The sequence below is a fragment of the Commensalibacter sp. Nvir genome, from assembly GCF_963921845.1.
GTDB lineage: Bacteria > Pseudomonadota > Alphaproteobacteria > Acetobacterales > Acetobacteraceae > Commensalibacter.
Map to the genome: position 1 here is coordinate 1 of NZ_CAWUGZ010000018.1, position 15,124 is coordinate 15,124.

Below are 15,124 nucleotides of genomic sequence, written 5' to 3' on the forward strand. Positions count from 1 at the left end.
AAGTAATCCTGCGGCGGTAGAAAATGTTGCAGCTGTCGTATTATCGTCTGGTAACCCTATAATATTGTTTGGTTTTCCTAGCCTTATTTGACGATTCAGTATTTTAGCAGCTAAGGGGCCTATTCCATCAAGTAAAGACCCTCCTCCTGTTAAAATAACACGATTTTTAGTGTTATATCCAACATTTACATTATCCAAACGATCACGGATAAGCTCAAGCGTTTCTTCAATTCTTGGTCGGATAATTGAAATAACTTTTGATAATGATATATTTATCACAGAATCATAATCGTTATCACCCATAATTTGTATAGGTATCTGTTGAGAATCACCATACAAATACTCAACGCTTCCTCGAGTTGTTTTTAACCACTCCGCCGTATCTATTGAGGTGGAAAGAATACTTGCTATGTCTCGTGTAATATGCGTTCCTCCTATAGGTATCTGTGAAGTATGAATAAGTTGATTTTCGCTATAAATACCGATTGAAGTGGTTCCCCCTCCCAAATCAATGATGGTGGCCCCAAGATCCCTTTCATCGGCGGTCATCACCGCTAAGCCTGCAGCGAGAGGTGTCGATACAATGGCTTCAATTTCGAGTTCAGCTTTTGTTAAAACGGTAGCAAGATTTCTTAAAGAAGTTGAAGAAGTGTCGATGACATGTACTTGAGTACTCAATCGATTGCATTGATACCCTCTTGGATCTTCTATGCCAGCGGTTTCGTCCACTTCAAAACTTAGAGGTAAAGCATGTATGATCTCACGTCCGTTAATTTGTGCTCTAAGTACGCCTTCATTAACTATTCTATAAATATCTTGAGTGTTAATTTCTCGTCCACCAATAGGATAATCAACATGAAAGATTTGGCTGGAAGGTTTGCCTCCTGATAAATTGACGTAAATTTTATTTAGTCTACGTTCTGCGGCTTCTTCAGCCTGCCCAACAGCAGAGCGAATAGCACGTTCTGCAGCTTTGAGGCTAACAATCCCTCCTTGTCGAACACCATGAGAACGTCTCCATCCGTATCCGAGCACTTGCAGCTTTCCATTGGATTTTCCTTGTCCAATCAGACATGTAATTTTAGTACTTCCGATGTCAAGAACACCAAAAACACCCGGTAACCATTTCTCATGTATTAAATCATCAGGTGGAAAAGAATTGCTTTTTATTAATTGACGAGAGGATGCAAGGGTCAACGAGTTCCCATTTGGGATTAAAGGCTTCTTAGATTTTTTTGGAGTAGGAAGAAGCTGACTCATAAAGGATACCTAACTATGATAATCTCTGATGATATTGCATTACAAAGGAGTTAAATTATGGAGTATGCGCCAAATCAGGGGTTTCGTCCCTAGGTGTATGAAGGGAATTCTTGTTTTCTTGAATAATTAATCGGTCTGATAATCTCAAATCAACCACTTGTATGGGACGATCTAAAAGCTGAATTTGCTCTTGTAATGTAGTTAATCGTTGCAAAGCAGGAAGTTCTTGATTTTCAGGCAGGCGAATAATGATACCGTTTTTTAAATCTAGATTCCAACGCCTCTCTCTTACTCTTACTGCGGCGACGACACGTTTTTGAATTTCTGGTTGGGAAGCTAAATCGTCCAGTAGATCTGAAGCAGCTTTATTGGCTCCTACACCGACAACTAAGGGTAATTTTAAAAAGGCTTGTTCGTCTTTGCCGCTCATGCCTTGGTCATTTACGATTTTCCCTTCGTGATCTATAAGCATAAATTTACCTTGATTTTGCCATATTGCATAGGGACGACGTTCGACGATATTAACAATAATGGTTTTGGGTAATTGTCTTTTGACCAATGCATGATCAACAAATGGTAATTCATTTAGCCTTTTTTGTGCATTGTTAATGGAAAAAGTAAAAATGGACTTTCCCATAGGCATGCCAAGTGCATTTTTAACCTCTTGTTCAGGAGTGAGCTTACAACCTGTAATTTCTATTTCGCTTATTTTCATAGGAATTAAAGAGGCAATTTTATTTTCTATTGTGATATAGTCTTTAGGAGAAAATGTTTTGTAAATAAACCATTCTCCTCCGCCTAGCAAAATTATAATGAACACGAGCAGGATGAAAGGTTTTGCTAAACGTTTTAGTCGTCTAAATGTAATGCTGGCTTTAGATGGCCTGTCGTTTTGATAATCAGAAGGTTTGTTTAGGTACGACATTTCGCGTTTTCCACTAACCAAGAGCAAAGATATGGATAGGTGGTTCCTCGAAAGGCTGCTTGCTCTGGTAATAAAGAAGTTTCTGTCATTCCAGGATGCGTATTTACTTCGAGAATGTACAATTTCCCTGGTTTGTTTTCCTTTTCATTTTGGTCGTCATAGCGAAAATCTGTTCTTGAAACGGGTGAACATCCTAATATGTTGTGCGCAGACACAGCATAATTTAAGGCTTGTTCAAATGCGTTAGGATGTATTTTTGCGGGTAATGTATGTTTGGATTCGCCTGTTTTGTATTTTGCTTCGTAATCGTAAAATATATGATTTTTAGAAGCTATTTCCGTAACAGTTAATGCTTCATCATTGCAAACGCATACGGTTAACTCTTTACCAGGTATAAATTCTTCAACTAGAATTTTATCACCATAATGCCAATTATTTAAAATATGTTGTCTCTGTTCTTGTCTTTCTTTTGGGCTCTTACTTTGTACAAGGTGTACGCCTACGGAAGACCCTTCTTCAATAGGTTTAACAACATAAGGGACAGCAAAAGGATCGCATTCTAAAAATTTATCAAAAGAAACCACTTTACCTTTGGCAACAGGCAAACCTGATTCGGCAAGTAAGGTTCGAGTCACCACTTTATTCATCCCCATAGCCGAAGCGCAAATCCTAGAGTGTGTATAAGGGATATTTAACCATTCTAAGACGCCTTGAATTGCACCATCTTCGCCGAAGCGACCATGTAAAGCGTTAAAAACCACGTTTGGTTTTTGTGAACGGAGAAGTTGAATAATATTTTCCAAGTCGTCGTTTGCGATTAAATCGCTTACACGGTAGTCCTTTTGGCGTAAGGCCTTGATAACGTTTTCCCCGCTTTTTAAACTAACGTCTCTTTCAGACGAAATACCTCCTCGGATGACTGTCACACGTTTCATTGTTGTTAATTTATCCTTTCATAGGATTGAAGACGTCCAACGCGTTTGATTTCCCATAGTAAATTAATACCAAAATGATTTAAAACACGCTTATGAATTTCCTCCCCTAAATTTTCTATGTCAAGAGCCGTTGCATTTCCCGTGTTAATAAGAAAGTTACAATGTTTTTCACTTACTTGCGCCCCGCCGATTTTTAAACCCCTTCCATTGACCATATCAATAAGTTGCCAGGCTTTGTAGGGAGAGAGTGAAGCTTCTGGATTACGAAATGTTGAGCCCCCGGTGCGAGAGCGTATAGGTTGTGTTTGTTCTCTACGCGCTTTAATACGTGACATTGTTTTTTGAATTTCAGCTTTGTCGCCAATTATTCCTTTAAGACGAGCTTTTACGATAATAACGTCTGGAGGCAAAGAGGAATGTCGATAGCTTAATCCCGCTTGTGCACTGGATAAACGTATAAGGTTTCCATCTTTGGTAACAATTTCCACCCAATCTAAGATTGAAGCCATATCGGAGCCGTGGGCCCCTGCGTTCATTTTGATGGCTCCGCCTATAGTGCCTGGAATACCCGTAAGAAATTCCAATCCAGAAAAACCATAATAAGCTGCTTGCTCTGCTACAGTTGAATCTAAACAAGCAGCACCTACTACGAGTCCGTCTTCTTCAACAACAATATCGTTAAACCCTTTACGAAGTTGAATACATATTCCTGCGATACCTCCATCTCTTATAAGGAGGTTGGATGTTGCTCCTAAGATGAAAATAGGCCAGTCGGCAGGGATAGACTGTAAAAGATAAATTAAATCTTTTTCATTTGCAGGTTGAATTAACACATCAAGATTTCCACCCACCCGAAACCAACTTTTTTTGTGAATAGGTACATTAAATAGGCATTTACCTTGCAAATTAGAAAGCAAATTTTGTATTGCTGTTTGCGTAAAAACGTGTTTGATCGTCATGACTTTTAATGATGTTTTTTTTGTAATTGGGTAAGTTGTTCGGGTAAGGCATGTGCCCAATGTGTGATAGAACCTGCTCCCAAACAAATAACAAAATCGCCAGGCAAAGCAATGGCATTGATCATTTCTGCCAGTTGATCGGGATGATGCAGTGCAACAACGGATTGATGCCCATGAGCACGCAATCCCTCTATAAGCGTATCTCGATTATAGTCTGCAATAGGTTCTTCTCCTGCAGGATAAACATCGGCAACGATAACGGTGCTCGCGTCATTCATACAGGAGCAAAACTCAGAAAATAAATCTTTTAATCGTGTGTAACGATGAGGTTGGACAACAGCAATGACATTATGAGATGTTGCTTGCCTGGCTGCTTTTAACACAGCGGCAATTTCAACAGGGTGATGGCCATAATCATCAATAATGGTAATTTTTCCAATTTCGCCAACCCGAGTAAATCGACGTTTAACGCCTTTAAAACCAGCAAAAGCGGACCGAATTGTGTCTACATTGATATCCATTTCTACCGCTACGGCTATTGCAGCCAGGGCATTTTGTACGTTGTGTTGTCCAAGCATGGGTAAGCGAAAAGGGCCAATTCGACGATGAACTTTTTTGTTTCTGTCGGTTATTATAACATGAAAAGTAGTGCCCAATTTATCGGAAATGACTTTATCGGCTTTTATATCGGCTTGCTGTGAAAATCCATACGTAATAATACGTCTATCCGATAGCGTCGGTAACATTTTCTGAACACCAGGGTGGTCAATGCATAGAACAGCGAAACCATAAAAAGGTATACGAGAAACAAATTGCTGATATGCGTTTTCCATTGCTTCAACCGTTCCCCAATGATCCATATGTTCAGAATCCATATTGGTGACGACAGCAATAACGAGAGGTAAGTGCAAAAACGAGCCATCGCTTTCATCTGCCTCAACAACCATCCAGTCGCTTGACCCCATACGCGTGTTGGTTCCATAAGCTTCAATAATGCCACCGTTAATGACAGTAGGATCTAATTTAGCGTGCTCAAGCAGCGTGGCTATTAAACTCGTCGTGGTTGTTTTTCCATGCGTACCACCTACAGCGATAGACCACCGAAGACGCATGAGTTCTGCTAGCATTTCTGCGCGACGAACTACAGGAATAAAACAAGAACGCGCGGTAACAATTTCTGGATTATTTTTTTTAATTGCGGTGGAAACGACAACAACTTGGGCATGACCAAGATTTTCTGCTTTATGACCGATAAAAACCGTAATGCCGAGTTTTCTTAATCGCTGAACATTAGAATTTTCCGATATATCGGAACCTTGGATTGAATAACCAAGATAATGTAATGTTTCTGCAATTCCTGACATACCGATACCGCCTATACCGACAAAGTGAATAGTGCCAATAGAAAGGGGAAGGGATCGCATAGTAAATATTCTTTCTCAAAAAAGAAGGCGCAAAGTGACTATATATAAGATTCTATTAAATCGGCGAGCTTTTTTGCTGCTTTAGGATAGTGGAGGCAATTGGAGTTGGCGGCTTGATGTAATTTAAAAGGATGTTCCAATAAATCATCTAGTAAGCCAGTTAGGGCTGAAACAGTAAATTGGCTTTGTTTTATAACCCAAGCCGCTCCCATATTTTGTAAAGCCATAGCATTATAATATTGCTCATCGTTAGCAGCAAAAGGATAAGGAATTAGAATAGCGGGACGCTTGATTAACGATAGCTCTGCTATGGAAGATCCTCCTGCACGGCCTATGATTAAATGTGTTCGTTTAAGTTGATACGCTACATCATCGATGAAGGGCAAAACTTGTGCTTGAATCTGTGCCCTATCATAGAAATTAGAAACCGTTTCTATGTCTTCTGACCTGACTTGTTGTACAATTGAAAGTTTTTGTTTAATAAAATTAGGTAGCTTGGTAAGAGCATGGGGAACAATATCATTGAAAATTTTTGCACCAAGGGAGCCCCCCCATACTAAGAGGTTAATTTTATCGGTAGGCAAGCGATAAGGCGATCCATAAAGATTTTCGATTTCAAATCGAACGGGTAGGCCCGTCTCTTTAACTGTTATTTTTTCCTTAGGTAAGTTTTTAACTTTAGGAAAAGAAGTGGCTATGGCGTTGGCAATCGGTATAAGCAATTTATTTGCTTTTCCAATAATAGCATTTCCTTCATGAAGGATAATAATCGGCCTTTTTTTCTTTTGAAATAATTTTGCTGCGAAGAGAGGAGGAATAGATGGGTACCCACCAAAACCAATTATAACGGAGACCGGATTTTCATTTAAAATTTTTCTAGACTGAAAAATTCCTTTTATCAGTTCAAAACTATTATGTACCTTATGTGTTAAAGATTTTTTAGCCAAACCAGCGCTGTCAACAACAAATTGCTGTACATTATCCCATTCTGCTAGGTGTGAATCTTCAATGCGTTTGTCGGTTATAAAAAGAAGAGGATAATGCCGTTCCTTAAGTTGCATGGCCAAAGCTTTAGCAGGAAAGAAATGACCTCCTGTGCCCCCTGCAACAATAGCGATTTTAGGTTTAATCATTGCATTAAATTCCTTTTGCTAAAAGGAAGGTTATTTTGTCGAAATTTGGGCGTTTCAATTCTCTTTCGGGTAAGGGCGAGTAGGGTTCCAAGTGTTAAAGCAATTGAAATGGCTGAAGAGCCTCCATAAGAAATAAAAGGTAAGGTCATTCCTTTGGTTGGAATTAGATGCAAGGTCGATCCCATATTAATAAATGCTTGCAATCCAAACCCTGTAATTAATCCCGAAGCAGAAAGAATAATAAAAGGATCATCTTCTTTAATTAATTTTAGCAATGTTCGTACGACTATAAAACAAAAAATAGCAATAATGAACATACATACAATCATACCATATTCCTCACCGGCTACGGCAAACACGAAATCAGCATGCGCATCGGGTAATAAATCTTTTACGCGACCTTCCCCTGGTCCACGACCCATAAGACCACCATTACCAAATGCTCTTAAGGCCGTATCAATTTGGTAATGATCACCAATGTTTGGATGAATAAAGCGCTCAACACGCGATTGAACGTGAGGAAAAACGGTATAGGCACCGATAAATGCGGCAATCATGCTGCCAAAAGCCGATAAAACCCAAAACATATTCAATCCATTAATAAAAAGTTGAGTGAATAGTACCACGGTAATAACTGCAAGCATGCCTATGTCGGGTTGAGATTTTAATAATACCAAAATAATTCCAAAAAGAGCCAAAACGATTACAAAACTGGGTATATAATATCTATTATTCCATCGACTTAGTATCCAACCCGTTAAAATAGCGTAACAAGGTTTAAGAAATTCGGAAGGTTGTATGGACATGATGGGTAAAGCTATCCATCGTCGTGCTCCTTTTATATCCATACCGTGTACTAATGTATAAGCAGTCGCTAAAATGGAGATAATTGTACCGATAAGTGCCAGTCTTTTTACCCCGGTGGTTGAAAGCATAGAGCTTACTAAAATAATAAAGGTTGCAAGACTTAGAAACATTACTTGTTTAAAAATAAACATATCTCTTGATGCGCCAATTCGCTGGGCGACAGCAGGGCTGGCTGCCAGCATGAGTATGTAACCAAACCCAATAAGCAATCCTACAGATCCCAAAGTCCAGTGATCAATATTACGCCACCAGGAGCCTAATTTTGAATTATCGATACGTGATATGCTTGCCATTTAACAACCTAAATTATCTGATGTTGTAAGACTTTTTTGGATAAATTATTCACCAGCTGAGTAAAAAGTTCGCCGCGTTCTTCAAAATTTTTAAATTGATCAAAGCTGGCGCAAGCGGGAGATAAAAGTACGGTGTTAATTTTATTTGTTAGGGCAAAAGAATAAGCTTGTTGCACGGCTTTGTCTAAGGTTTTAACAATACGAAAACGTACTGAATGACTTTCTAAGGTTTGGGCTAAAATTTGAGCATCCTTACCAATAAGCAAAGCAAGTTCTATTTGTGGGAAATAAGGAACTAAGCTTTTAATATCCCCTGCTTTTGCTAATCCACCAGCAATCCAAACAATTTTAGGATAACAAGAAAGAGCTTTCGCGGCGGCATCTGCATTGGTTGCTTTACTGTCGTTAACAAATGTAATGGAGCGAATGGTTGCTACTGGTTTTTGCCTGTGATCTAATCCTTCAAAGCTATTTAACCCTATTTGTATTTGCTCAGACGTTAAGCCCAGTCGATAGGCTATAGCCGACGCAGCTAAAGCATTTTGGGCGTTATGTGCCCCGGGTAGAGATTTGGCTTGGTTCAAATTGGCGATGTAATGTTTTTTATATTTTATGATCGCGTTTTGAATGTAAAAATTACATTTGTCTTGGTTTATTGAGAACGTTTGAACGTTTGTTTGGCGATTATAAATCAGATCGGTGGCAATGTTTGCACATAAAGGGTCATCAATACTTATGATTGCAAGATCTTGCTGATTTTGTCGATCAAAAACATGACGTTTTGCATTGATGTAATGGTGCATGGTGCCGTGCCTTTCAAGATGATCGGGTGTGATATTCAAAAGACAAGAAATATTAGCCTTATAGGTATCAAGTCTTTCCAGCATATAGGAAGACATTTCCAATACATAGACGCCTTTATCCCCTAGCAATGGTAAAGCGAGCGCTGCCGGCCCTAAATTTCCGCCTGCAACGGATTGTATGCCAGCTTGATTCAGAAGATGCGTTAATAGAACGGTTGTGGTTGATTTGCCATTTGTGCCAGTAATTGAAACAAATACAGCGTTAGACCCCGAGGCTCTAACCGCACGAAAAAGGAGTTCAGCATCGGATAAAATGGGGAGGTTTATAGCGATTGCATGTTGCGCGACAGGATGCGGACTGGGTAATTGATGAGGAATCCCAGGAGAAAGAATAAGGGCATCAAAAGATTCTAAATTGTTTAAAGGGGAAAGGTAAGGTTGTAGTTTTTTGGAAATCGCTTTTCTTTTTAAAGGTAAATCGTCCCATATTTGTATTAATCCTCCCATAGATAATAGACGTTCAGCCACGGCAACGCCATTCTTTCCAAGGCCCAAAATTGCGTACCGTTTTCCGTTTAAAAGAGATGATGAAAATTCCATTTAACGCAACTTCAAGGTAGCAAGACCAATAAGACCTAACATAATCGAAACAATCCAAAAACGAATGACTATTTTAGGTTCAGCCCACCCTTTTTTTTCAAAATGGTGATGGAGCGGAGCCATTAAAAATATGCGTGTTTTGGTACGCTTATACCATCCCACTTGAATAATAACGGACAACGTTTCTACAACAAATAATCCACCTACAATGCAGAGAACGAGTTCATGTTTAACCGCAACCGCAACGGTTCCTAAAGCTCCTCCTAAAGATAAGGATCCAGTATCCCCCATAAATACAGAAGCAGGGGGTGCATTAAACCATAAAAATCCTAAGCCAGAGCCAATAACTGCTGCACAAAAAATACCTAGTTCCCCAGTTTTTGGAACAAAATGAAGCTGTAAATAATCGGCAAAGACCATATTTCCGACAATATAAGCGATAAGTGAAAAGACCAAAAAAGAAATAACAACAGGAACGATTGCTAAACCGTCTAAACCATCCGTAAAATTAACGGCATTACCAAATCCTGTAATGATTATCATGCCAAATAATGGAAAAAAGTAGTTCAAAGGAATTAATATGTTTTTAAAGAAAGGTAGAGCAATCATATTTGCTAGTACTGGAGGCGTTATGTGTTGTAAAAAATAAGTGGCACATAAAGATATCAAAAATTCTGCACCCAAACGTGTTTTTTTACTCAATCCATCTGAGCTTCTTGTTGCTAATTTATGATAGTCATCAAAAAATCCAATGAAACCAAAACTTAATGTAGTTAAAAGGGTAATCCAAATAAAACCATTGGTTAAATCTGCCCAGAGAAGAGTTGACAAGGTCAAGCTGGATAAGATTAACACCCCCCCCATAGTCGGTGTGCCCGCTTTTTCTATGATGTGACGCTCTGGCCCCAATGTTCTTATGGGTTGACCTTCCCGTTGTATTGTTTTTAATTTTGCGATGATAAGAGGTCCAAGCCATAGGCTTAATAAGAAGGCGGTAAAACACGCTGCCCCTGCTCGAAAGGTAATGTAACGAAACAGATTAAGCAGGGTCTTATGTTCCAGCCCGTGATGCATAATAAAATTATAAAGCATCCTTATTCCTTTTAGCTAAAACGGTTAATGCATGGATAATGGTATTCATATTCATGCTATGGCTTCCTTTAATTAATAAGGTATCGTATTCAAGTAAATCGTCTTGGATAAAGGGGATAAGGTTGTTTGCGCTTGGACCCCATGCCCCTTGTAAATGTTGTGGAAGGTGATCAAATACGATTTTCATCATGGGTCCGCAAGCAAAAACCCTGTCCGTATATTTTAAAAGATAAGGTATTAAAGACAGATGTTCATTTTGACTAAATTGACCGAGTTCTTTTATATCGCCTAACACAGCAATTTTGCGTTTGCTGGCAATGAGTTTTAGCGTTTTGAGGCAAGCTTGTATAGACAAAGCAGAAGCATTATAGCTCTCATCTAAAATAACAACATTTTTATAGTGTAAAAGAATTTGCTTACCGCGACCTGCTCCTGCATTAAAGGTAGAAAGTGCTTGAGCAACTTTTTTCATATCCAAACCGAGAGAACTCGCAGCGCCGATAACCAGACCAGCGTTTTTTACCAAATGATACCCAGGATCACTAAGGTAAAAAGGAATATGTTGTCCGTTTATGACTGACGCAAAGTTGGACCCCGTCTTTGTCAGTTGTATTTCTTTCAACAAAATATCGGCGCTTACAGAGATTCCTACTTTAAGAATTTCTATAGGTTTATTTAAAGTTTTATTTATGAAATATTGTAGCCCGTATAGGTTTTCCGGCAAAATAAGTGTGCCATTTTTAAGTAAGCCGCTAACAATTTCACTTTTTTCTAAAGCAATATCATCTAAACTTTGCATAAATTCTAGGTGTGAGGAAGAAATTTCCGTAACCATAGCAATATTCGGTTTTACCATGTGAGCCAGTGGAGCTATTTCATTGGGGTGGTTCATTCCTATTTCACACACACAATAATAGGCATTTTTATCCAAATTAGCTAGGGTTAGGGGGACGCCAAGATGGTTATTATACGAACCTAGTGCTGCATGCGTTTTGTGAAAGTGCGATAAAACAACTTTCATCATTTCTTTTGTGGTTGTCTTGCCTACACTTCCTGTAATGGCGATCATTTTTCCCTTAAAACGCGTTCTAGCGTAAAATCCCATTTTTGTAAGGGCATCATAGGTATTGGGTACACGAAGAAGTGGATAAATATTGCTTTTTTTCTCATCAATGGATTGGCTTACAATTGCGCAACACGCGCCGAGCTCAAACGCTTTTTTGACGTAGAGATGCCCGTTGTTGCGTTCCCCAACCAAAGCAATAAAAATATCTCCTTTTTTTAAAGTTCGTGTATCAATAGACACGCCTGTGCCGACTGTGTTAAGCGGTTTAGTAAGGGTTCCATTTGTTGCAAGCAAAAGATCTTTTTCTGTCCATTGGCATATCATAAGTTGCTCGCGTAGTGTTGTATAATTTTTACATCTTCAAAAGGATATGTTTTATGACCAATGGTCTGTCCTTGTTCGTGACCTTTGCCAGCTACAACTAAAATATCTCCTTTTTTAAGTTTTTTTATCGCTTCTGCTATAGCTTCTTCTCGACCCGGTATTTCTAAGGCCGTTTCACAGCCTAATTTTATTTCTTTCCTTATGTGATCTGCGTTTTCGGTTCTTGGATTGTCGTCCGTAATAATAAGATGATCCGCCCATTTGGCAGCTGCTTTTCCCATTAAAGGCCTCTTCCCTTTGTCTCTATCTCCGCCAGCTCCAAAAACAATATAAAGCTCTCCTTGCGTATGAGATCTTAACGATTGTAAGACATGACTAAGTGCGTCGGGTGTATGGGCATAATCGACGTAAATTGCTGCACCATTTGGTAATAGAGCTGCTTGTTGCAGACGTCCTTTAACCCCTCGTAAGGCAGGAAGGTAAGGTAGATATTCACTCATTTCATCTGCGTCTGAAGTGATTAAAGACAGGGCCAATAATATATTATCAAGTTGATAGCGACCCAATAAAGGAACGGTAAGAGAGTATTGTTCTCCCTTACACGTCATGATTTTGAAATCTTGACCGTAGGGCGTAGGGTTGACGTTTAAAATTTTGATGAATTGTCCATTTTCCCCGACTAACCTCAGTTGATTTTTTCTTTTTATTGTCACTTCTTTTATTGTACGTAGAAATTTAGGTTCTATATCGGCGTTGATGCAAGCTATGCCGCCCTCAGGAAGTATTGTGTTAAACAATCGAAGTTTGGCGTTAAAATAATTGTCTAAACTGCCGTGATAATCAAGGTGGTCTCGGGTCAAATTAGTAAAGCCAGCAGCTTGTGCAACAATATTTTCCAATCGGAACTGTGATAGGCCATGAGACGAGGCTTCTATAGCAACATGCTGTACATGACGTTTGACCAAATCATTTAAGATACGATGTAGGGTAAGGGAATCTGGAGTGGTTAAGGCAGGCCCTTCGTAAAGATAGTTAACATTATTAACAACGCCTAACGTACCAATGCTGGCTGTAGGTAAATGTTTGAATTCCCACATCTGACGTATAAAATCAACGGTACTCGTTTTTCCATTAGTACCTGTGACAACAATTTGGTGATGAGGTTGCTTGGGGAAGACTGACGCAGCTATGAGCGATAAGGCTAATCTGGGATTATCGTGGTAAACAGGAAAAAAAGAATGATTTTTATCAATAAACGTATGTGGAGGCATAACAATGGCGGATGCTCCTTTGGCAGCCGCTTCCTCAATAAAAGCACATCCGTTGGTTTGGTTACCAGGTATAGCAACAAAAAGATCGCCGGGTTTAACACATCGACTATCAAAATTTATATTTTTGATAGGGATAGTCGGTTCAATAGTAGGCAAACCCATAGCAGGTAAAAGGTCATTTAAAGTAATCATTGCAAGTGACTTTGTTTTATACGTTCTATTTGAACAGACGAATTTTTTTTCTTTTTATTTTTTAGTGCCCTAGAATTTGATAATCGAGGATCCCCAGGATCGTTTCCTGGACCTAATGCTCGTACACCCCTAGGAACAGTTGGTTGTAAAGAAAGAGCCATTTCCGCATCAATTGAACGCATTTCTTTTAAATTAGGAAAAATACCCAACATAGGTCCAATACGAGCAATAATCTTTGACACCGTTGGGGCAGCATTCCACCCGGCTGTCGTCCAGCCATGAGTAAACGGCGTTGGTTTTGGACTGTCAAGCATGACATACACAGCATATTTTGGATTATTCATTGGGAAAACTGCGGTGAAAGCCGATACATTTACATGTTTAAGATAGCCCCCTGTTTTACTGACTTTTTCACTTGTACCTGTTTTTCCTCCTACAAAATAACCGGGTACTTCTGCATTTTTCCCGGTGCCTCTGGTAACGTCCAAACGTAATATTTTTCTTAAAAGGGCAGAGATATTAGGGGAAATAACAGGTTCTCCTTTATATTCTAAATCGGTTACTTCGTTAACGTTCGAGGAGTCATCAGAAATCCCCTCTTCTTCTTGAGCGAGTAATGTAGGATTTAACAAAAAACCACCATTAACGGTTGCTGCTGTTCCTCTAACAATAGCAAGAGGGGATTCGGCAACACCGTGACCAAATCCCACAGTCATTACAGTGGATACTCCCCAATTTTTTACGGAAGGGGCGAGCGGGCGCCCCGATTCAGGTAGCTCAATAGGCACACGGTCAAGAAACCCCATTTTTTTCATCCAGTTTCTTTGCCGAACTGCACCAACATCCAATGCAATATGAGCAGACGCAGGGTTTGAAGAATAAGCCATTACTTCTGGTAAAGAAAGGTAAGGAGGGAAATGGTCTGTTTTTAAATCCGTTATGGTAAATCGCCCCACGCGTATGGGAGCTGTGGCAAAGCGATCCCAAATATGTACTACACCTAATTCAAGAGCCATCGCTACATTTTGAAGTTTGAATGTAGAACCCGGTTCGTACATTCCGTTTGTTGCCCGGTTAAATCTCGAGTTAGGGGGTGTTTTGCTAAAATTATTGGTGTCGAAGTCAGGAAGACTCAGCATAGCAATAATTTCGCCTGTATGAACGTCCATAACAATCCCGCAAGCTGCTTCGGCTTGAAAGGTATTTTTGGCTGTTTCTATTTCTTCCTGTACTGCGGTTTGCACATGGGTGTCTAGGGAAAGCCTTAACGGCTTATGAAGGTGCATTAACGATTGATCAAAGTATTTTTCTATACCAGCGATACCATGATCATCAATATCAACGCCACCTAAAATATGGGCGGCCATACGGCCTAAGGGATAATGTCTACGTTCGCCAGCTTCGAAATAAAGGCCTGGTATCCCCAGATTGTTAATAGCAATTTCTTGTTGAGGGGTAATATCTCTCAATATATACACAAATTGTTTTTTGGAAGACAAACGTTTTGTTGTTTGACTGGTATTCAATTGTGGCACAATAACTTTTAGTTTGTTCGTGACATCAACAGGATCAATAATTTCCATAGGATTGGCATAGACTTGGGCGACAGGGAGTGAAATGGCTAGTATTTGACCATTGCGGTCAATAATAGAGGCTCTTTTGATTTGGGGTAGAGAAAAATCTCCGGCCATTATACCTTTAGGATCACTTACGGGTATTGGAGGGACTTGGGGAGCGATCTGTTGTTTTTGGGGGGGGAGTGGCATAATAATGGTAGCCAATATTAATTTAAAAGCAACCGCCCCAAAAAAAAAGCAAAAAGCGCAAGCCGTTAATAGCAGTCGTACTCTTGTTTTTTCTAATGAATCGTAAGTGCCTCTTTCAATTTTTTTTCTTAAAGTCGAAGGGGAATTCCGGGTGTGCTGATAAGAGTAATGTTTGTCACGCTCGTCTCGGTTTTGCATTTATCGTTCAAACCTT

Annotated in this window: 12 protein-coding genes; all 12 read right to left on the minus strand. The window is 39.5% G+C overall.

Annotated features, from left to right (window positions below; genetic code table 11):
- A partial coding sequence (gene ftsA / locus AABE15_RS01320; protein WP_338329480.1) for a cell division protein FtsA occupies window positions 1–1,260 on the minus strand: 1,260 nt, incomplete at its 3' end.
- Window positions 1,261–1,315: 55 nt separating this feature from the next.
- Window positions 1,316–2,185: a cell division protein FtsQ/DivIB gene (locus AABE15_RS01325; protein ID WP_338329481.1), complete on the minus strand. Its 870-nt coding sequence runs from the start codon at window positions 2,183–2,185 to the stop codon at window positions 1,316–1,318.
- Window positions 2,173–3,120: a D-alanine--D-alanine ligase gene (locus AABE15_RS01330; RefSeq protein WP_338329482.1), complete on the minus strand. Its 948-nt coding sequence runs from the start codon at window positions 3,118–3,120 to the stop codon at window positions 2,173–2,175. The genes AABE15_RS01325 and AABE15_RS01330 overlap by 13 nt, the downstream gene beginning before the upstream one ends.
- A gap of 5 nt (window positions 3,121–3,125) precedes the next feature.
- Complete coding sequence (gene murB, locus AABE15_RS01335) at window positions 3,126–4,079, minus strand: UDP-N-acetylmuramate dehydrogenase (RefSeq protein ID WP_338329483.1); 954 nt, start codon at window positions 4,077–4,079, stop codon at window positions 3,126–3,128.
- A gap of 5 nt (window positions 4,080–4,084) precedes the next feature.
- Window positions 4,085–5,503 (minus strand): UDP-N-acetylmuramate--L-alanine ligase, encoded by a 1,419-nt coding sequence (gene murC / locus AABE15_RS01340; protein WP_338329484.1) that lies wholly within the window; start codon window positions 5,501–5,503, stop codon window positions 4,085–4,087.
- Window positions 5,504–5,541: 38 nt separating this feature from the next.
- On the minus strand, window positions 5,542–6,636 hold the full coding sequence (murG, locus tag AABE15_RS01345; RefSeq protein WP_338329485.1) for an undecaprenyldiphospho-muramoylpentapeptide beta-N-acetylglucosaminyltransferase: 1,095 nt from the start codon (window positions 6,634–6,636) through the stop codon (window positions 5,542–5,544).
- Window positions 6,633–7,796: a putative peptidoglycan glycosyltransferase FtsW gene (locus AABE15_RS01350; protein WP_338329486.1), complete on the minus strand. Its 1,164-nt coding sequence runs from the start codon at window positions 7,794–7,796 to the stop codon at window positions 6,633–6,635. Before AABE15_RS01350 ends, murG begins: the two co-directional genes overlap by 4 nt.
- Before the next feature lie 8 nt (window positions 7,797–7,804).
- Window positions 7,805–9,199: a UDP-N-acetylmuramoyl-L-alanine--D-glutamate ligase gene (murD, locus tag AABE15_RS01355; protein WP_338329487.1), complete on the minus strand. Its 1,395-nt coding sequence runs from the start codon at window positions 9,197–9,199 to the stop codon at window positions 7,805–7,807.
- The gene (gene mraY / locus AABE15_RS01360; protein ID WP_338329488.1) at window positions 9,200–10,291 is read right to left on the minus strand and encodes a phospho-N-acetylmuramoyl-pentapeptide-transferase; all 1,092 of its coding nucleotides are present in this window, start codon (window positions 10,289–10,291) and stop codon (window positions 9,200–9,202) included.
- The gene (murF, locus tag AABE15_RS01365; RefSeq protein WP_338329489.1) at window positions 10,281–11,681 is read right to left on the minus strand and encodes a UDP-N-acetylmuramoyl-tripeptide--D-alanyl-D-alanine ligase; all 1,401 of its coding nucleotides are present in this window, start codon (window positions 11,679–11,681) and stop codon (window positions 10,281–10,283) included. The genes mraY and murF overlap by 11 nt, the downstream gene beginning before the upstream one ends.
- The gene (locus tag AABE15_RS01370) at window positions 11,678–13,144 is read right to left on the minus strand and encodes a UDP-N-acetylmuramoyl-L-alanyl-D-glutamate--2,6-diaminopimelate ligase (RefSeq protein ID WP_338329490.1); all 1,467 of its coding nucleotides are present in this window, start codon (window positions 13,142–13,144) and stop codon (window positions 11,678–11,680) included. The genes murF and AABE15_RS01370 overlap by 4 nt, the downstream gene beginning before the upstream one ends.
- A complete protein-coding gene (locus tag AABE15_RS01375) occupies window positions 13,141–15,108 on the minus strand; it encodes a penicillin-binding protein 2 (RefSeq protein WP_338329491.1) in 1,968 nt (655 codons plus the stop codon). The genes AABE15_RS01370 and AABE15_RS01375 overlap by 4 nt, the downstream gene beginning before the upstream one ends.
- Window positions 15,109–15,124: the final 16 nt, after the last annotated feature.

Excerpts from the sequence above, each read along its gene's own strand:
- mraY (WP_338329488.1), bottom strand. The coding sequence starts at position 10,291 with ATGCTTTATAATTTTATTATGCATCACGGGCTGGAACATAAGACCCTG.
- murC (WP_338329484.1), bottom strand. The coding sequence starts at position 5,503 with ATGCGATCCCTTCCCCTTTCTATTGGCACTATTCACTTTGTCGGTATA.
- AABE15_RS01370 (WP_338329490.1), bottom strand. The coding sequence starts at position 13,144 with ATGATTACTTTAAATGACCTTTTACCTGCTATGGGTTTGCCTACTATT.
- AABE15_RS01325 (WP_338329481.1), bottom strand. The coding sequence starts at position 2,185 with ATGTCGTACCTAAACAAACCTTCTGATTATCAAAACGACAGGCCATCT.
- murG (WP_338329485.1), bottom strand. The coding sequence starts at position 6,636 with ATGATTAAACCTAAAATCGCTATTGTTGCAGGGGGCACAGGAGGTCAT.
- murD (WP_338329487.1), bottom strand. The coding sequence starts at position 9,199 with ATGGAATTTTCATCATCTCTTTTAAACGGAAAACGGTACGCAATTTTG.
- AABE15_RS01330 (WP_338329482.1), bottom strand. The coding sequence starts at position 3,120 with ATGAAACGTGTGACAGTCATCCGAGGAGGTATTTCGTCTGAAAGAGAC.
- murB (WP_338329483.1), bottom strand. The coding sequence starts at position 4,079 with ATGACGATCAAACACGTTTTTACGCAAACAGCAATACAAAATTTGCTT.
- AABE15_RS01375 (WP_338329491.1), bottom strand. The coding sequence starts at position 15,108 with ATGCAAAACCGAGACGAGCGTGACAAACATTACTCTTATCAGCACACC.
- AABE15_RS01350 (WP_338329486.1), bottom strand. The coding sequence starts at position 7,796 with ATGGCAAGCATATCACGTATCGATAATTCAAAATTAGGCTCCTGGTGG.
- murF (WP_338329489.1), bottom strand. The coding sequence starts at position 11,681 with ATGATATGCCAATGGACAGAAAAAGATCTTTTGCTTGCAACAAATGGA.